Annotated in this window: 15 protein-coding genes and 1 pseudogene; 10 read left to right on the top strand and 6 right to left on the bottom strand. The window is 71.7% G+C overall.

Annotated features, from left to right (window positions below; genetic code table 11):
* Positions 1 to 47: 47 nt before the first annotated feature.
* The 5 genes from AB0C99_RS27185 (at position 48) to AB0C99_RS27165 (ending at position 5696) form a co-directional block, all read left to right on the top strand.
* Positions 48 to 410, top strand: coding sequence for a hypothetical protein (locus AB0C99_RS27185; protein WP_362480149.1), 363 nt, complete (start codon positions 48 to 50; stop codon positions 408 to 410).
* A complete protein-coding gene (locus AB0C99_RS27180) occupies positions 407 to 1042 on the top strand; it encodes a hypothetical protein (RefSeq protein ID WP_362480147.1) in 636 nt (211 codons plus the stop codon). Before AB0C99_RS27185 ends, AB0C99_RS27180 begins: the two co-directional genes overlap by 4 nt.
* Complete coding sequence (locus tag AB0C99_RS27175) at positions 1039 to 2682, top strand: hypothetical protein (protein ID WP_362480145.1); 1644 nt, start codon at positions 1039 to 1041, stop codon at positions 2680 to 2682. The genes AB0C99_RS27180 and AB0C99_RS27175 overlap by 4 nt, the downstream gene beginning before the upstream one ends.
* A gap of 249 nt (positions 2683 to 2931) precedes the next feature.
* Positions 2932 to 4653, top strand: a complete 1722-nt coding sequence (locus tag AB0C99_RS27170) for a hypothetical protein (protein ID WP_362480142.1) — start codon at positions 2932 to 2934, stop codon at positions 4651 to 4653.
* Between the two features lie 347 nt (positions 4654 to 5000).
* Positions 5001 to 5696, top strand: a complete 696-nt coding sequence (locus tag AB0C99_RS27165; RefSeq protein ID WP_362480139.1) for a hypothetical protein — start codon at positions 5001 to 5003, stop codon at positions 5694 to 5696.
* A gap of 428 nt (positions 5697 to 6124) precedes the next feature.
* On the opposite strand, the gene AB0C99_RS27160 is transcribed toward AB0C99_RS27165, so the two are convergent.
* On the bottom strand, positions 6125 to 6409 hold the full coding sequence (locus tag AB0C99_RS27160; protein ID WP_362480137.1) for a contact-dependent growth inhibition system immunity protein: 285 nt from the start codon (positions 6407 to 6409) through the stop codon (positions 6125 to 6127).
* A gap of 151 nt (positions 6410 to 6560) precedes the next feature.
* On the opposite strand from AB0C99_RS27160, the gene AB0C99_RS27155 reads away from it, so the two are divergent.
* Complete coding sequence (locus tag AB0C99_RS27155) at positions 6561 to 6842, top strand: hypothetical protein (RefSeq protein ID WP_362480134.1); 282 nt, start codon at positions 6561 to 6563, stop codon at positions 6840 to 6842.
* A 237-nt stretch (positions 6843 to 7079) separates the two neighbouring features.
* Here AB0C99_RS27155 and AB0C99_RS27150 read toward each other — a convergent pair whose 3' ends face one another.
* Both AB0C99_RS27150 and AB0C99_RS27145 read right to left on the bottom strand, forming a co-directional pair.
* Positions 7080 to 7421 (bottom strand): hypothetical protein, encoded by a 342-nt coding sequence (locus AB0C99_RS27150; protein ID WP_362480131.1) that lies wholly within the window; start codon positions 7419 to 7421, stop codon positions 7080 to 7082.
* A gap of 1723 nt (positions 7422 to 9144) precedes the next feature.
* Positions 9145 to 10494, bottom strand: a complete 1350-nt coding sequence (locus tag AB0C99_RS27145) for a M48 family metallopeptidase (RefSeq protein WP_362480129.1) — start codon at positions 10492 to 10494, stop codon at positions 9145 to 9147.
* Positions 10495 to 10709: 215 nt separating this feature from the next.
* On the opposite strand from AB0C99_RS27145, the gene AB0C99_RS27140 reads away from it, so the two are divergent.
* Positions 10710 to 11591 carry an alpha/beta hydrolase gene (locus AB0C99_RS27140; RefSeq protein WP_362480126.1) on the top strand — a complete coding sequence of 294 codons (882 nt, stop codon included), beginning with the start codon at positions 10710 to 10712 and terminating at the stop codon, positions 11589 to 11591.
* Positions 11592 to 11651: 60 nt separating this feature from the next.
* On the opposite strand, the pseudogene AB0C99_RS27135 reads toward AB0C99_RS27140, so the two are convergent.
* Both AB0C99_RS27135 and AB0C99_RS27130 read right to left on the bottom strand, forming a co-directional pair.
* Positions 11652 to 11833, bottom strand: a pseudogene (locus tag AB0C99_RS27135) (hypothetical protein); the annotation flags it as partial.
* Between the two features lie 56 nt (positions 11834 to 11889).
* Positions 11890 to 12363, bottom strand: coding sequence for a hypothetical protein (locus AB0C99_RS27130; protein ID WP_362480123.1), 474 nt, complete (start codon positions 12361 to 12363; stop codon positions 11890 to 11892).
* A gap of 362 nt (positions 12364 to 12725) precedes the next feature.
* Here AB0C99_RS27130 and AB0C99_RS27125 point away from each other — a divergent pair, with 362 nt between their 5' ends.
* On the top strand, positions 12726 to 13103 hold the full coding sequence (locus AB0C99_RS27125) for an SAV_915 family protein (protein WP_362480223.1): 378 nt from the start codon (positions 12726 to 12728) through the stop codon (positions 13101 to 13103).
* Between the two features lie 54 nt (positions 13104 to 13157).
* On the opposite strand, the gene AB0C99_RS27120 is transcribed toward AB0C99_RS27125, so the two are convergent.
* Positions 13158 to 14786 (bottom strand): PucR family transcriptional regulator ligand-binding domain-containing protein, encoded by a 1629-nt coding sequence (locus AB0C99_RS27120; RefSeq protein ID WP_362480120.1) that lies wholly within the window; start codon positions 14784 to 14786, stop codon positions 13158 to 13160.
* Between the two features lie 169 nt (positions 14787 to 14955).
* On the opposite strand from AB0C99_RS27120, the gene AB0C99_RS27115 reads away from it, so the two are divergent.
* Together AB0C99_RS27115 and AB0C99_RS27110 are read left to right on the top strand one after the other, a co-directional pair.
* Positions 14956 to 16404 carry a cytosine permease gene (locus AB0C99_RS27115; RefSeq protein WP_362480118.1) on the top strand — a complete coding sequence of 483 codons (1449 nt, stop codon included), beginning with the start codon at positions 14956 to 14958 and terminating at the stop codon, positions 16402 to 16404.
* Positions 16401 to 16925, top strand: coding sequence for a nucleoside deaminase (locus tag AB0C99_RS27110; RefSeq protein ID WP_362480115.1), 525 nt, complete (start codon positions 16401 to 16403; stop codon positions 16923 to 16925). Before AB0C99_RS27115 ends, AB0C99_RS27110 begins: the two co-directional genes overlap by 4 nt.
* Positions 16926 to 16931 lie beyond the last annotated feature (6 nt).

The raw sequence follows: 16931 nt of genomic DNA, 5'->3' as shown, positions 1-16931 counted from the left end.
ACCGCACGCACGGACCGGCCCCGCACGAACCAGCAGGGAGAGACCACGTGACCCCACCCCAGCCGCCCGCCGCTCCGCCGCCCCCGCCTCCGGCCCCGAGCCATCTGCCCCTCCCGTACGAGGAGACGACGGATCCCCGCTACGCCCAGGAGGTGGCGCGCGACCACGAGCTCCAGCGCGTGCAGGCGGACGACTACGTGATCGTCTTCACCTGCCCGCGCTGCGGCGCCGCGCAGGAGGACCCGCTCTTCGAACCCGGCTTCCGCGCCCTGCGGACCGCCAACGCCCCCTCGGCCGCCGCCTCGGGCGACACCCTGCCGATGAGCTGCCGCTGCGAGGGCGACCTCCACCCCGGCTGCCCCACGGGGCGCAGCGGCTGCGGGGCGTACTGGACCGTGGAGCTGATGTGACGCCGCCGTGTACTCCCCCGAGGATCGCCGCCGGTCCGAGAGCCACGGCCGCCGACCTGCTGGCCTCGCAGGAACGCCACCGGCTGGCCGCCGAGGCCCTCCCGAGGGTGCGCGCGGCCTCGCTGGGCTGGCGTAACGCGGCCGGGGCGCTGATGGCCGGTCTGGTCGCCTTCGGCCTGGTCAAAGGGCGTACCGACGTGGGCCAGTTGGCCGACCGGTGGGCCTTGGCCGTCGGGTGTCTGCTCCTGCTGGCGTTGGTCTGCGGGGCCTGTGGCGCGTACCTGCTGAACCGGGCGGCTCACGGGGCGCCGAAACCGTTCCGGCTGGGCACGCGCACCACGCGTTCGGCGACCGAGCACCTCGAAGTCCGTTCGGCCCTGCGGGCCCTGCGCGGCGGCATCGCGATGACCTCGGCGTGTGTGCTGTTCCTCGTCTGTGCCGTCGGGAGCACCTGGTACGGGCCGAACGCGAAGCCGCCGGCGGTCGAGCTCAGCACGCCGGCGACCGGCAAGCTGTGCGGGACCGTGACCGGGGTGCGTCAGGGCCGGATCGTGCTGAAGACCGGCGGTACGACGGTCGAGGTGGTGGCGAGCGCGCTGACGCAGCTCAAGACGGTGGAGGAGTGTCCGTGACCGGGCGAGCGCCGACCGGTCCGCTCGCGTCACTGCGCTTCCAGCTCCTGTTCCTGGTGAAGTGGCGGCCGTTGGGGTCCCGTGCCTTGCGGGCGGTCGACCGCCGGGACGCGGCCGCGCTGCCGGAGCTGATCCGGCGCGTCGAGGAGGTCCGTACGGCGGACGCCTCTCCGCGCTGGACGCGCGCTCTGCTGCGCAGGCTCGCGATCTGCGTGCTGGCGCCCGCGGCCGACGTCCTCCACGACCCCGGCCTCCTCGACCGTGCCGTGGCCCTGGGCCTGGAGGCGGTCAGGGAGCCGCCCGCCAGGTGGGAATCGGAGGTCTACGACCGCGCTCTCCTCGCGGAATGCCTCCTGCGACGGTTCGAGCGGAGCGGTGACCGGACCGACGTGGACGAGGCGATCACACACGAGAGGCGGGCCGCCGAGCTGTGCCGGACCTGGCTCACCGCGCCGAGGGGGCCGTGGCGCGCGTCGCTGCGGCGGTGGTGGCGGGACCAGTGGTATCCCGACGAGGGTCAGGTGTGGCCGCCGCTGAGCCGGACGATCTGCTTCACGGTGTTCCTCGGGCTCGGTGACGTACTCCATACGCGCTTCGAGTTCCTGCGCACGTACGGCGACCTCCAGCGGGCCGTCGAGACGAGCGAGGAGGCCGAGGCGCTCAGCCGTACGTTCCGCTGGGCCGCGTCCCCGTGGGCCGGCGACTACAAGCACGAGCGGGCCTCGATCCTCTCCCAGCTCGGTGCCCTGCTGACCTTCCGCTACGAACTCCTGCGCGATCCCGCGGACCTCGTCCGGGCGGTGGGGCTCTTCGAGGATGCCGACCGGCTCATGCCGCGACGCGACGACGGCGGTCGCTCCGTCGCCCGGCACCGGGTGCACGCGCTCTCCCTCCGGGGCCTGGCGCTGCGGAGCCTGGCGGACTTCGCCACGGCGGACGCGGTGCTGCGCCGCCGAGCGCCGCACGATCCCGCGTGGCGGCCCCGGGTGGAGATCCTGACGGGGCGCGCCGCGCTCACCGAGTCGTCGGACGGCCTCGGCGAGGCCGTGGACATCCTGGAGGCCGCCGCCGCGCGGGACGGCGGCGACGCCCACGAGGTGCTGATCTGGCTCGCGGCAACCTGGCGGCAGTGGGCCCTGCACGCCGAGGCGGGTGACCGCCAGGAGGCGGCCGTGCTCTGGCGCAGGTCCTCCGACACCTGGCGGCAGGCGGCCCGGCGGGAGACCGCGCCCGCCTGGCGCAGGCTCCACGCGGCCTCCCGGTGGCGGAGCCAGGTCTCGCAGCCGCAGGAGGCGGCGGAGGCGAGTGCGCTGGCCGTACGGCTGCTGCCGCTCGCCGCCTGGCGCGGCCTGGACCGCCTCAGCCAGGAACGGGTGCTCCAGACGGCCGACTTCGACCTGGCCTCGGGCGCCGCGGCCGACCAACTGGACCTGCACGACGCGGAACACGCGCTGGAACTGCTCGAACTGGGCCGCGGGGTGCTGTGGTCCCAGGCTCTCGACGTCCGCACCGACCTGCGGCAGCTCCGGCGGGAGTCACCCGAACTGGCCGAGCGGCTCACCCGGTTGCGCGTCCTCCTGGAGGAGTCGCGCGACCCCTCGACCGGGGCGAGCCGCACGGGGCTGCGCCCGCCGGTCTGAGACGCCGCGCGCGCTGGGACGCCCCGGCACGCGGGGCGGTTGGGGCGAGCGGGGCGAGCGGGGCGAGCGGGGCGAGCGGGGCGAGCGGGGCGAGCGGGAGATCGTTTACGGGACTTCCGTACGGGTCCAACGCCTCTGGCGCCGCGTCACCCGCGCGAGTGGACTGGCCCGGTACTCGGATGCGATCGGATGCGCTCGCATCCGATCGGCCCACGGCGACCATGAGCGAGTCCGGAGAGAGCAGTACCTGTGAAAGCGATCGACCATCCGACCACCCGCCAGGCGCTGGACCGGTACCGCGGACGCGCCTTGTGCTGGGCGGGCGGCGGCCTCGTGACCATGCTGCTCGGCGTGTTCCTCGGCGGGATCCAGCCGGGTGTGGGCGTCCTCGGCAGCATGCTGGGATTTGCGGCATGGGGCCTGGGCCTGTTCGCCCTGCGGAACTACTGGCGGATCCGCCAGGTGTTGCGGACCGGTCCCTGGCTCGCCTGCACCGCGGTGACGGCTCCCTCCGTCTGGTCCGGGCCGAGCGTGGTCCTGCGGCACCCGGCGACCGGCACGGTGATGGTGCGGTCGGTCGTCGCGGTGCGGCAGCGGTGGCACCTCGCCGAGCCGGACGCGCGCGGGGTGCTGTGGTGGTGCGGTGACGTGACGCGCGGCGGGGTCCTGGTGAGGCCGGACGGCGACGGTCTGCTGTGGGCCCGGACGGTGGGCTCGGCGCGGGAGAAGCGGACGGCGATCCGGTCGGGTCTGCTGACGGGTGCGGGTACGGGTGCGCAGGCGCGTGTGGATGTGTCGCGGCCCGCCGGTGGGGCCGGCGGCCAGGCGCTCGTACGGGCGGTGCGGTGGCGGCTGCTCGCCGGGCTCATGGCCGCGGGGCTGATGCTGGCCAGTGGCGGCGTGGCGGCGGTGACGTCCACGGGCTCGGATCCGTATGTGCCGCTGATCGTGGAGTCCGGCCCTACGAGCGACGGCACGTGCGTCGTGTCGTGGAGCGAGCGGGACACCTACACGGAGCACTTCGTGGACCTGCCGTGCAGGGAGGGGCTGATCGGCGAACCGTCCGCGTACGGGTTCCGCTTCATGGACGGCTGGATGATCGCCCACGGTCCGTTCCAGGGCGACCTGTACAACGCGGACATGGAAGGCACGGGCGCGTTCACCGCGTACGGCGTCGGCGTGCTCGTAGGCGGGCTGGTGTTCCTCGGCTCGGGGGGCACTCTGGCCGTCCGCTGGGCTGCAGCGGCCCGCCGCCGCACTGCCTCCGGCGTGGAGGCCCTCGAAGGACCCGGGGACGACGAACCGCGCGTATCGCTGCTCAAGACGCCCGTCGAGCAACGGCAATTCGGCTGGGCGGAGCTGTCGGCCGCGGCGTCCGAACAGGCCCGTTCCCGACCGGACGTGCCGAACGGCCGGGCGCCGGCGACACCGGACACGGCCGGGGCCCCGTGGTGGCGGATCGGACCGCTGCTGGAGCTGGCGGGAGTGAAACACCTGGGCGGCACGGCGTTGATCTTCCTGGGCGCCGTCGCCGTCTTCATCGTCACGGGCAGGGGCTCGTGGATCATCCTGGCGGTCACGTGCGGGGCGTTCCTCGCCGCGTGCGCCCGGACGCTGCGCGCAGCCAGGACCGCACGGGAACTCGCGCGGGACGCCGCCCACGAGCCGCAGCAACTGTGCCGCTACGTCCTCCTGCGGGAAGCCACGACGCAGACGCCGTGGGCGCTGTACTTCGCCACCGCCGACGCGAGCGGCGACACGGACACCCCGTTCGCCGCGCAGCCGCTCCTGGCCAACCAGCCCCTCCCTGGCCCCAGCGGCGAGGCCAAGCTACACGGCACGGCCGACCAGTTGGACATCCGCGTGCCCAGGATCGAGGGCCGCTCCGTATGGCCTGCCGGGGACTACGTACTCCTCGGCACCGATCCCACCGAGGACCGCGCGTTCTTCGAAGCACTCGCACTCCGCTGACCACCCGGAACAGCGCAGGCCCCGCCCCACCCGTACCGGATCCGGGTTGCTCCAGCGACGGCACGTTCCGTGCGCCATGGTGGGAGCAACGGAGCCGGACGTCGACGCACGGCCTGGCATCAGCCCGTTGTTGGGGCGGGCGAAGTTCCTTGCCTTCATCGGCGGAGACACGGACGCCTTCGGCAGCTCGGGCCTCCTACGACCAGCTGCGTGAGCCCCACTTCGGCGCGGGACTTGAGGAGGTGTCGGACGATGGCCGATTCGCTGACTCTCAGACCGGTCTGACGCCTAGCCTGAGCCGGGGCCTGTGCACGGGCCGCGACGATCTGAACCAGGGAGGCGAGGGAATGCCGGTAGAGATACTCCCCGACCGAGCCGGGCGCGAAGTCGATTTCGAACCCCTGCTGGATGAGCTCCTTGCGATCTTCTGCCGGGATTGGGAGTTGCCGTCGATCATGGAAGGCGAGCACCAATACCACCGCAACGAAGTGAAGCGGTACCAGCTCGGTGAGGCCGCAGCCCAGGACCCCGCCGCGACGCGGCAGCACGCCAGACTCCTCATGCATGCCGCCGTGCACGATCAATGCCGAAGCGGCATACGGCAACTCATCCAGCCTCTGCTGGCAGCTTGCGGCCACCGCCAGGTCCAGACAGCGATCATCGACTACATGCGTACCGGCTCCGATCCCGAAAGGATCGGTGCCGGCATGGCCTGGTACTTCTCTCTCCCGGGGCTCCAGTACGCCTCCATGGAGGATCTTCGCCGGGGAGTGCCGACGGAGGAGAGCAAAGCGGCACTGGAGGCGCTGGCCGATATCCGCAACGACTACCGATCGGCTTGCCTTTCCGCGTTCCTGGTCTGCGAAGACCCACAGACACGCCAGGACCTCTCGCTGGACCTCAGCCTTGACCCGGCGGACTACCCCGCCGAACTCCGGGACTGCCATGACAGGGCCAGGCTCATCATCGAGGCAGATCCCGAGCGATATCGCCAACTCCTGGAACGCTGCGCACACAAGCCACCGCCAGCACCGACGACATAGGACCAACGAGATCGATCGGCGTGCCACTCGCTTGACATCGATGATGGGGAATCAGTCAGGGGGAAGCCATCACCCTGATCAAGTTCATACTCCTCGGCGAGAATCCGAACACCTTCGGCCCTTTGATCAGCAAGTACTGGGTGCCAGCGGACCGGCCAGGGGTGGTAGCGGCGGCGCCGGGGCTCGACATGACACGGGCAGCGCACCCGGCGACTAGCAAATAGCGAATGGCGGATGTTCCACCATGTACCTCGTGCGAAGTGTCCCTGTCCAACGACAAGAGCCGCCGGGTCGAACTCACGACCCACAAACTCACTGCTCGCGCCAGCCTGGGACTGGGTCAAGCGCTTGTAGCGTGGAGTCCCCGTCGGCGGACCGACAGGGACTTCATGAACGATCGAGGCTATAGGCTTCAACGCCCCACGCGATTAAGCCAGGGCTTCTACGACCGTCTCAAACCATCTTGAGATTTCCATTCCGTCATCCCGAGGATCGCACGAGGCACCGGCTTGATCGATCCATAGTACGGCAAGCATGTCCTCGGACATCCCCGCAGCCAGTACTCTTTCGATTTCGTGCCGCAAGGCATCCACTTTCGCATCGGATTCGTCCCGGCGGAACGACTCCACCACCTGGGACGGGGTTCCGGATTCCAGGTCGTAGTCCTGGTGGAAGTACGAACGGGCTAGATAGCGAAGCTCGCTGGACATCATGAGATCTCCGGACAGGACATGCGATTGCGATACCCACCCCGTCGGGATAGACAGCGCTTCAGCAGCGTGACGCCCTTCGTGGTTTTGACGGAGACATCGGCAGCTCGGACATCACCGAGCACCAGAGTCCATTGAATTACTGAAGTCTAGCGTGGATCCACTCCTCGCGAGCCGTTCACCGGTCGATGACGATCTCGATCGCTCGACCCTGATCTCCGGCCGGGCCGACGACAGCACCCTTCTGCACCGTCAAGAACTGATCGCCGTAATTCCGCTGGAGAGCGTGGTTCGACGACCCATGGCGCAATCCAGGATGGATCGCCGCGTACGGACCGACTCGGGACTTCGACAGCACCCGGACCACCCCGTTCCCAAGCCAGGCGCGCGAAAACAGGACCTGGAAGCCGACGCGTCTGTGCGTCTTGCCGCTTGATCCTTTCGATGCGGTCGACGTAGCCCTCCACGACGCCCAAGCTCCCGGGCAGGTGCGGGCCGGCCACCCCGGCCTGCACCGCCCCGAGCAGAACACCGGCTCCGCTGCCGTCGACGACTCAACCGCCCGCCACTGTGGCGGTCCGTAGTCGTGAACATCGCACGCGGACGGGTGCCTCCCGAACGTCCCTCGAAGCCCCGCTCTACGACGTGAACAGAGCCATCGCGGTGCTGAGTGTCACCAGGTGATGCGGACGAAGCCGCCGCCACCCTGGCCGTTCGCGCCGGGGCCGGTGCCCGCCGCGCCGTCAGCGCCCGCCATGGCCTGGGGGTTGGGGTCGGGCCCGCCGCCGGCGCCGCCCTTGCCGCCGCCGCCTCCGGCCCCGCCGAGGGCACCGGCCCCGCCCAGGCCCACGCCCGCGAGGACGGTTACTCCTTCGGGGAGCTGCAGTACGCCGCCCGCGCCACCCGAACCGCCCTCGCCTCCATCGCCACCGTCACCGGCCGAGCCGACGCCACCCTGGAGGGAACTGCCGCCCTTGCCACCAGCGCCCCCGGCACCGCCCGGACGGCCGTCCATGCCCGCGCTGCCCGGGGTACCGGGAAAGGCGACGAAGACGGCGGAGCCGTCTTCGTCGGCCTCCCCGCAACCGAACTCCTCGTCGATTTCCCCACCCGCGCCCGCTCCGCCGGCCACCACCCCGCTGCCGGGAACGCCTCCCGGCCCGCCATCGCCGCCAAGCGCGCCGTCCGCGACCAGACCCCGACCTCCGCCACCGCCGCCCGGAGTGGACGGGCCGCTGCCCGCGTCCTGCCCCGCCGCCGCGTGCACCAACAGGTCAGGCCCCGAGACCTCCGTCGCGATCGGAAGCTCGTTGCCCCCGGCGCGTACGACCGTCCCGAGGGCTCCGTCGGCTCCCACCTTCGACGGCGTCAACGTCGCACCGGGGGACCCTCCCGCGCCTCCCGCGCCGCCCTGCCCGGCCGACGGAACCATGCCTCCCTGCCCCGGAGTCACCTGCAGCTCCGCCCCTGGAGTGACCCGGACGGTGCACTGGACCACCGCGCCCGCGCCGCCACCACCCCCGCCGGCGCCACCGGTTCCTCCCGCGCCGCCCCCGCCCCCTCCGCCCTTCCCACTCCCGAGGATCGTCCAGCTCCCGCCACCGCCGCCCCCTCCGCCTCCGCCACCACCGGCCGCGGGAGAACCCGCACCGCCGCCACCCACCGCGAGGATGGTGACCTGAGTGACGCCCTCGGGAACGACGAAGGTGTAGAAGTTTCGCTCCGTGTACTCGACCACACCATGCGGCGCAGGATCGGCGGAAACGGGCCGTGCGGCATAGGCGGGAACCACGGAAGCGGCCAACAGGCCACAGACCGCCAACGGCAGCACGCCCCCACAAGGCCGCACACGGCCGCCGGGGACAGCGGAATCAAACTGAGACGGTGTCATGCCCGATACATCGACACCACCGTCCACCGACCTTCGCCCGTTCCCCCTTCCGGACCGCACCCAATTGCCCAAGCTCAACCCCACCCGCGCGCGGGCGATAACGAACCCCACCGCACGACTCGCACCCTGGGAGAAAAAACCGAACGGGGTCGCCAGTGCACGACCTCGACCCGCACAGCGAACACCGCCACCGATCGGCAATCATCGCCATCGTCACGCGCGGGTCCGAACGCTACGCCGTGACCGTTTCCAGAATCCCCCGCCCAACGTGCTGCAGGACCGCGCTGCCGCGCCGCCCGTTGCCACGACGCGTTATCTACCAGCCGCCCATCAGAAAGCACAGACGCCGCGTGGGAAGGATCCCTCGCTAGCCGCTCGCCGAGGGCGCGCATCTCCAAGATCTCAGGCACTGGGAACAAACCGCCAAGACCCGGAGCACCACTCAAGAGGAGGGAGCGTCTCTGCGTGAAGGGGCACAGTTGCAACCCCGGTCAGCCACCCCGAAGGGCGGGGCCCCGCGTGTGCGGGAAGCAGGGACCAGCGGGCCGCCCGCCGACCTCGTCCACGCCTCGGTGGTCGGAGGGCGGCCTCCTTGGCGTGCCAAGGGCGGTCGGCTCCTGGCGCTGTGCGCTGTTCATCGGCGCGGCCTTGCGCACGGCCTCGGATGCCGGCGCTCGCCCGGCGGGGGCTCGGCGGGCTCGTCTCCTCGTCGGGGCTGTGCGGGAATCTGCGGATCGCCCGTCCGGACGTGCCGGTCCCGGAAACGGTGTAGCCCGCGGGCTCGGCGGTGAGCCTGGGTCGGGCGCCCGACGGTGCCCGGGTCGTCGGCCGACAAGGCGCGGCGCCGCTACCCCGCGTGCCCGTCGCGCATCACCTGGCGGGCCACAGTCTGTGCGGGGCCGGCCAGGTCCCGGTCCACGGCTGCCGCGCGCCGCTCGTCCAACACGAGGCGGGCGGGGGCCGGTTCGGACAAGGCGAGGCGGCGGTGGCGCAGGTGGGTGGGCGGGTGGGTGGCGTCGATCGAGTGGCCGCGGAGCTCGGCGACCCTGCGCAGGCGGTCGCGTTCGTGGTCCGGTACGGCCGCGGTCTGGGCGGCGATCCGGTCCCACAGCCCGACCGCCGGGTCGTCGTGCCGGGCCGCGCCGCCGAGCCGGGTCCGGGCGGCGACCATCTCCCGTACGAGAGCCGACTCGGCGGCCTCGACGCACAGCGTGACGTCCATGAGGGCGGCGGCCGCGGCCGGTCCCGCGACATGCGCGGCGGAGCTGTCCGCGAGGTACTCGGCGCGCTGGGCGGCCCGCAGCGTCGCCTGGTCGAGGAGCAGGGTCACGCCGTGGACGGTCCAGCGGGGCACGGCCGTGAGCACGTTCACGAACTGGTCCATCAGGGTCTCGCCGGCGTTCGGGGCGAGCAGGTAGCGCCACGTGTCCAGCGAGCGGAGTGCCCCGCCGACCCACAGGGACCGCCGGGTGTCGCCGTGCGCGTAGTGGCCGAACTCGTGCCCCAGCAGCGCGACCCTCTCCTGCGGCTCCAGGATGGCCCACAGGCTCATGCCGAGGCGCAGCGCGCGCCGCTGCCGAACCCCGTACGTGGACACGCTCGCGTTCGCCTCGGGCCCGACCACGACCACGTCGACCCCCGTGGTCCCCACCGCGCCCGCCACCTCGTCCAGCAGGGCGAAGAGCTCCGGCGCGTCCCGCCGTTCGAGTACGGGCTCGTCGTCCCCCTTCCGGCGCAGACGGCCGAACCGGGGCCGCAGGAGAGCGGCGAAACCGAACAGGATCACGGCGAACACCGGCTGCAGCCCTTCGCCCCAGCCCGCGATGAGCAGCCAGAGGCCGAGGACCACCAGCACCACGGTCAGCCCGTGGACCAGCGCCGACACCGCCACCGCCTGCACGCCCGCCGCACCGAGCCCGTTCCGAACGGCGCCGCTCGTACCGTGCGCGAGCTCGGCGAACAGCTCCTCCCCGTACCGATGCGCCATGCGTCGCCGCGCCCGCTCGATCCTGCTGCCGCCGATGGGCTCGGCACCGCTCGGGTCCGCGTTCCAGCCGCAAGCGGAGCACCACACGACGAACCTCGGGTCGACCGGCATCCGCTCGTGGCAGCGAGGGCACTCCTCCCCCGGGTTCTCGGTCACCTCACTGGCCTCGGTGGCCTCGACCGCCTCGGTCTCCTCGATCGCCTTCGTCATCCCCACCCCTTGCCGATGTCACTGCTACGTGACCGGATCATGCCAGCCCCCAGATACTGAGGATCCCCAGCCCCGGCACCCGGCCCACGCCGCCACAAGGCCGCGCACGTCCGGACTCGGACGTGCGCGGCCGGAGCCGAGCGTAGGAGAAGAAGCGCAGGTCACGCACCGGATATTCGCGCGCCTCGCCCGTCCCGCCATGGCAGGCTTCGGGTATGCCGATCATCGCCGTGTCTCCCGAGGTCTCCATCGCGTACGAGGGTTTCGGCGATCCGGCCGATCCGGCCGTCCTGCTCGTCATGGGCTTCGGGGCGCAGATGCTGGCATGGGACGAGGACCTCTGCCGTGCGCTGGCGGACCGGGGCCGGTATGTGATCCGGTACGACAACCGCGACTGCGGGCTGTCCACGAAGTTCGACGATCAGCCCGTCGACATGGCCGAGTTCGTCGCCGCCGTGAGTTCGGGTGACCTGCCCGCCGCGCTCGCGATGGTGCCGTACCGGCTCACCGACATGGCCGACGACGGCCTCGGTCTCCTCACCGCGCTCGGGATCGAGCGCGCCCACGTGGTCGGCGCGTCGATGGGCGGGATGATCGCCCAGACGATGGCGCTGTCCGCCCCGGACCGCGTGCTGACCTTGACGTCGATGATGTCCTCGACCGGCGAGAGCGAGTACGGCCAGCCGAGCGCGGAGGCCCAGGCGGTGCTGTTCGGCCCGAAGCCCTCGGACCGGGCGGGGTACGTCGCGGCAGCGGAGCGGGAGCTTGTGTGGGCCTCGAAGCGGTACGGGGACGCCGCCGCGCTGCGCCGGCTCGCCGGTGACAGCTACGACCGGGCCTACTATCCGGCCGGGACCGGCCGACAGCTGGGCGCCATGATCCTCAGCGGCTCGCGCGCGGACGCCCTGCGCGCCCTCCACGTGCCGACGCTGGTGATCCACGGCCTGGACGACACGCTGATCGACCCCAGCGGCGGGCGGCGCACCGCGGACCTGATCCCCGGCGCCGAACTGCTCCTGATCCCGGACATGGGGCACGACCGGCCCCGCGCACTCTGGCCCCAGCTCGTCGACGCCCTGGTGCGGCACACGCGCTGAGCCGGGGCGGGGCGGGGAGGCCGAGTCGCCTCAGGCCGTGCAGTGCGGGTCCGGTGCGGGTGGCGCATCGGTGCGGGCGCCTGCGGCGCGCTGATGCGCCCGCACGATGGTGGAGTCGATCGAGATATCCCAGTCAATCTCACCCGCCGGTGATCCCACCACCTGCCACAACGCCTGTTGTCGACCGGCAGGAATGGCGGCAGCCGTTCCCACTCAGCATCACTCAGAGCACCCCGCCCCAGGAGAGGAAGAAGGACCTGGTCAGGCGGCGGCCAAAAGATCACCCGAGCCCTGATCGCTACTCCGTGGCGAAGGGTGCGTATCCGACCGGGACCTCGCTCACCTGAAGGTCTGAGAAGAGCAAGGTCATGTTGTGCGCGTTGGTCTCAATGCGCACCTCGTGAAAGTCGATCCCAAGGGCCTTGGACCAGCGACGGGCCGCCTCGGACTCAGGAAGGAGTCTGGCTCCCGGGTACATGGCGTGCCACTTGACGCCCCAGACGTATCCGTCCAGGTCAACGCCCGTTTCATGGTCGATGAGTCGCTCATCCAAGGAAACCCGCCAGGTCTCCGTCGGCACTGATGTCTCACACCTGGCCTCGACGCAGTATCGGAAGAGATACCTCAGGTGAGACGGCGCGACTCCGTTACGGGGATCAGCCGTCGCGTAAACGATGACCTCGTAGTCGCGCATGTAGTTGGTGTATCCGTGGTGGACAACAGCGTGATCGAAGGTCTCGTCCAGCATCTGCTCAAGTACGGCGGTATCCATCCCGTCCTTCTACCTCACTCGGCGCGACCTTTGACAACGAGATTCACGAGTGCCGGCCGCTGCTGCACTCAGAGACCGCCAGGACAAGTCCTCGCCGGGTGAAGCGGTCCGGTCCTCGTGGCCGTCGATGTTCACCGTCAAGATCACATCAGGAGCCGTCCGGGACGCTGCCCGAGGGGGGATGGTTTCGGTGTCACGCCCGGGTGCTTCGGCCGGTCGGGACGCGACCCGACGCTTCGCGGCAGCCCCAGGAGGGCCCCATGTGCTTGTTCACCTACGACGACGATCCCCAGTCCGAGTCCGATCCCGAGTCCCAGCCCAAGCCCGGCCCCGATCCCAAGTCCGATCCCGAGGAACCTGGCCTGTCCGGACTCTTCTACGTCCCGGTCCGGCCAGGCACCAGCTTCGTGGTGGTACGCATGTTCCGCACACCGCTCGGCATCCGCACCGCAGTCGTGTTCACGGCGAGTGACCGGCTGGTCGGCACGCTCGGCCCTGGCCAGCCGTGGATCCGGCTGTCGGAGGCCGCCCTGCGCGCGCTCGTCGAGCCGCTCGGAGTGACGCTGGTGACGATCGACCCGGCTCTCACCGCCCCTCAGGTTGCCGCCGCACCCTCCCCCGGCTCCCCCTCGGCGGCGCGGGCACGGACGATCGACCCGGCTCTCACCGCCCCTCAGGTTGCCGCCGCACCCTCCCCCGGCTCCCCCTCGGCGGCGCGGGCACGGTCGACAGCCGCCTGAGCCGCACCGAGCGCCGAGCGGTAGGCGGTACGCCGTACGCGACGCGCTGCCGGCTCACGGGGTGTCGATGGCGCAGGCGAGGTAGAGGTCGACGCGGTCGTGGGCGGTGGCGAGGTCGCGGCCGGTGAGGTGCTGGATGCGGCCGATGCGGTAGTGGAGGGTGCTCACGTGGATGTGGAGGGCGGTGGCCGTGGTGCGCCAGGCGCCGTTGTGCTCCAGGAAGATGGTGAGGGTACGGACGAGGTCGGCGCCGTGCTCCGTGTCGTACTCCTGGAGGGGGCCGAGGAGACGGCGACGGTAGGAGGCGCGGATCTCGGCGGGGACGCCGGCCAGGAGCAGCAGGTGTGAGTCGAGCGCGCGGGCGGTGACGAGGGCCAGGCGGGTGGGGCGGAGGGCGGCCAGGCGGGCGGCGTGGCGGGATTCTTCCAGGGCGCGGGCGAGGCCGCCGGCGTCGGGGGCGGTGGAGCCGAGGCCGAAGGCGATGCGGCCTCCCTCTGCGACCGGTTCGAAGCGGGCGAGGCGTTCGTCGAGGAGGGCGGCGAAGGCGGTGTCGTCGAAGGCCGCGTTGTCGACGGTCGTGTTGTTGAAGGTCGTGGCGTCGCGGGACGTGTCGCCGCCGGACGTCTCGTCGCGGGACGTCCCGTCGCAGGCTGGCCCGGGTGAGATCAGCAGGGTCAGGCCGTGTTCGCCGCCCGCGACGACGGTGCGGGTGTCCGGGCTGTCGTCCAGGACGCTTTCCGCGAGGTCGGCGGCCAGGTCCCAGGGGCGCAGGGCGCCCCTGGTGAGGGCGGTGAGGACGAGGAACGGGCCGGTGGGGTCGAGGCCGGCGGTGCGCAGGCGGGTGGCGAGGGTGGCGGGCGGGGCGGCCTGTTCGATCAGCTCGACCAGGTCGGCGTGGAAGCGCTGTTCGGTGCGGCGGCGTTCGTCGCGGCGGGCGCCGCCGAGGGCGAGGAGCTCCGCCGTCTGCTCGGCGGCCTCCGGGTCGGACGGCTCTCCCCGTACGACGAGGAGGCCGCCGCCCGCGCTGCGGCGGCCGATGGGCAGGGCCCAGTGGCCGTCGATGAGCGTCGGCAGGCGGTCGGCGCGTTGGGCGGTGGCGGCGAGGTGGGCGCGCGCGGCGGCGGGGAAGGACTCGGCCGGGCCGGCGAGGAGTCGGCCCGCGGACGACAACGCCCAGCAGTCGGTGTGGAGTTCGGCGGCGAGCATGGCGACGAGGCCGCCGAGGTCGGCGCCTTCGACGAGGGCGGCGACGAGGCGGCGGTGGCGGCCGAGGACGTCGGCGAGTTCGAGGCCGCGTTCGCGGTTGATCCGGTCGATGACCGTACGGGACAGGGCGCCGTAGCTGATCTGCGGCGGGGCCGCCAGGACGGGGATGCCGTGCCTGCCGCACGCCTCGACCAGGGCGGGCGGCACCTCGCCGAGGAGGAGGTCACCGGCGACGAGCGCGGCGGCGCCGCCTTCGGCGAGGGAGGCGGCGAAGGTCTCGCAGTCGGCGGGGGTGCGGTACCAGCCCTCGCTGGTGAGGACGAGTTCGCCGCCGGTCAGGAAGGCGGCCGGCTCCAGCAGGTCGGTGGCGTACACCCAGCGCAGTTCCCGGGCGAGGCCGGTGTGCTCGCCCTCAGGGGTCAGCAGGGTGAGGCCCAGCTCCGGCATGGCCAGCAGATCCCGTACCCGTACCCGCACAGGCCCCCCCTCTTCCCGTTCTCCGACGATCGTACGAAGAGTAGTGCAGTTTCGGCCAGCGCTTCGCGTTCCGGACGGGTGCCCCGCCGCTGCCCACGGGGTGTGTACTTCCGTTGCTGCAGCACTCCGGCATCCCTGACTTCCTACGATTCATGGAAGGGGGCACGACATGACCCGACAAGGCCCTCTCGCGCAACGGCTCACAGCCGCGGTGCGCTCCGCCACCGCGGTGGAGACCTCCGGCGTCGAACCCATACCCGCCGACGACCGCGAAGGCGGACCGGGTTCGTCGTTCACGCTCTGGTTCAGCTCCAACGTGCAGTTCTCCAGCCTCACCAGCGGCATGCTCGCCACCGCCGCCTTCGGCCTCGGCTGGGCGCAGGCGCTGCTCGCGATCGTGCTCGGCAGCGCCGTGGGCGCGGCGGCGATCGGCGTCACGTCGACGTTCGGCCCGCCCAAGGGCGTCGGTCTGCTCGTCCAGACCCGGCTCCCGCTCGGGCGGCGCGGTGCCGCGATCCCGGCCGTACTCGTCTTCTTCAAGGCGTGCGCCTGGTTCGCGGTGAACTCGATCCTCGGGGCCTTCGCCGTCCAGACCCTGATCGGGACCGGGTTCGGTCCGGCCTTCGCCCTGGTCACGGTCGCCCAGGTGGCGATCGCGCTCGTCGGCTACGGCTTCATCCACCTGGTGCAGAAGGCGATGGCCCTGGTGCTGCCGCTGCTGTTCATCGGCGTCTCGCTCTACGGGTACACGGAGAGCGACCTCGGCTCCGGCTTCGACCCGGCCAAGGCGGGTCCGCTCGGCTTTGTGGGGGCGTTCGCCCTGGTCATGGCCATCCAGGCGGCCCGCGCGCTGAGCTTCTCCTCGTACGCCGCCGACTACACCCGCTACATGCCCGTCGACACCCCGCCGCGCACCCTGTTCCTCTACGCCTTCACCGGTACATGGCTGGGCTCGGTGTGGATCGCGAGTCTCGGCGCCGCCATCGGCACCCTCGCGTTCATCGGCACCCCGACCGACCTCGTCGGCCAGGTCCTGCCGGGTGCGCTCGCCACCGTCACGATGCTCGCCCTCGGCGTCTCGACGATCACCTCCAGCTGCCTGGACTGCTACTCCGGCGCCCTCGCCTGGCTCATCGCCGGGGTGCGGATGGCGCGCTGGCAGGCCGTCCTGGTCGTCGGCGGGCTCGGCAGCGCGATCGGCTGGTTCGCCGGACAGGGCGACTACTGGAAGTCGTTCGAGAACTTCCTGATCGTCCTCGGCAACTGGATCGCGCCCTGGCTCGCCGTGATGCTCGTCCAACGCTTCCTCGTCCCGCCCCGCGACGACGAGGAGCCCCGGAACTTCGGGCCCGGATTCGCCTCCTGGCTGCTCGGACTGCTCGCCGCGGTCCCCTTCATGAGCCAGCCCGGCGTCTTCGTCGGCCCGATCGCCGAGAGCCACCCGGCACTCGGCGCCTGCGCCGCGGCCGTCGCCTTCGTGACGGCCGGGCTCATCCACTACGCGCTCACCCGGAGGACCGGGAAACGAGCCACCACCCGCACCATTCGCACCACCGACACCACCGACACCACCGACACCACCGACACCACCGACACCACCGAGGAGATCCCCGCATGACCGCCGTCCCCACCACCGTCCCCACCGCCGAGACCGCGCCCCCGACCGCGACCGACGCCGACATCCAGGTCCTGCACACCGCCGTGGAGGTCGCCCGCCGCTCCCGCGCCGCGGGCAACCACCCCTTCGGCGCCGTCCTCACCGGCCCCGACGGCACGGTCCTGCTGGAGGCCGAGAACACCGTCACCACCGAGCGGAACGCCACCGGCCACGCCGAGACCAACCTCGTACGGCTCTCCACCGCCACGTACGACGCCGACTTCCTGCGCACCTGCACGCTCTACACCAGCACCGAGCCGTGCGCGATGTGCTCCGGCGCCATCTACTGGGGCAACATCGGCCGCGTCGTGTACGCGCTCGGCGAGGACGAGCTCCTCGCCATGACCGGCGCCAACGACGAGAACCCCACCATGGCCCTCCCCTGCCGCGAGGTCTTCACGGCCGGCCAGCGCGACCTCCCGGTCATCGGCCCGATCGACCTCCCCGAGGCCCGCAAGGTCCACCACGGCTTCTGGAACTAATCCTTC

Origin of the sequence: Streptomyces sp. NPDC048659, from assembly GCF_040650575.1 — a bacterium.
Classification (GTDB): Bacteria; Actinomycetota; Actinomycetes; order Streptomycetales; family Streptomycetaceae; genus Streptomyces.
Note: the sequence above shows the minus strand (reverse complement) of the source record. Positions and strands in the feature narration are given on the sequence as shown.

Bases quoted from the DNA above. Each gene is read 5' to 3' on its own strand.
- AB0C99_RS27165 (WP_362480139.1), top strand. From the start codon at position 5,001: ATGCCGGTAGAGATACTCCCCGACCGAGCCGGGCGCGAAGTCGATTTC.
- AB0C99_RS27160 (WP_362480137.1), bottom strand. From the start codon at position 6,409: ATGATGTCCAGCGAGCTTCGCTATCTAGCCCGTTCGTACTTCCACCAG.
- AB0C99_RS27150 (WP_362480131.1), bottom strand. From the start codon at position 7,421: ATGGACGGCCGTCCGGGCGGTGCCGGGGGCGCTGGTGGCAAGGGCGGC.
- AB0C99_RS27145 (WP_362480129.1), bottom strand. From the start codon at position 10,494: ATGACGAAGGCGATCGAGGAGACCGAGGCGGTCGAGGCCACCGAGGCC.
- AB0C99_RS27140 (WP_362480126.1), top strand. From the start codon at position 10,710: ATGCCGATCATCGCCGTGTCTCCCGAGGTCTCCATCGCGTACGAGGGT.
- AB0C99_RS27130 (WP_362480123.1), bottom strand. From the start codon at position 12,363: ATGGATACCGCCGTACTTGAGCAGATGCTGGACGAGACCTTCGATCAC.
- AB0C99_RS27115 (WP_362480118.1), top strand. From the start codon at position 14,956: ATGACCCGACAAGGCCCTCTCGCGCAACGGCTCACAGCCGCGGTGCGC.
- AB0C99_RS27110 (WP_362480115.1), top strand. From the start codon at position 16,401: ATGACCGCCGTCCCCACCACCGTCCCCACCGCCGAGACCGCGCCCCCG.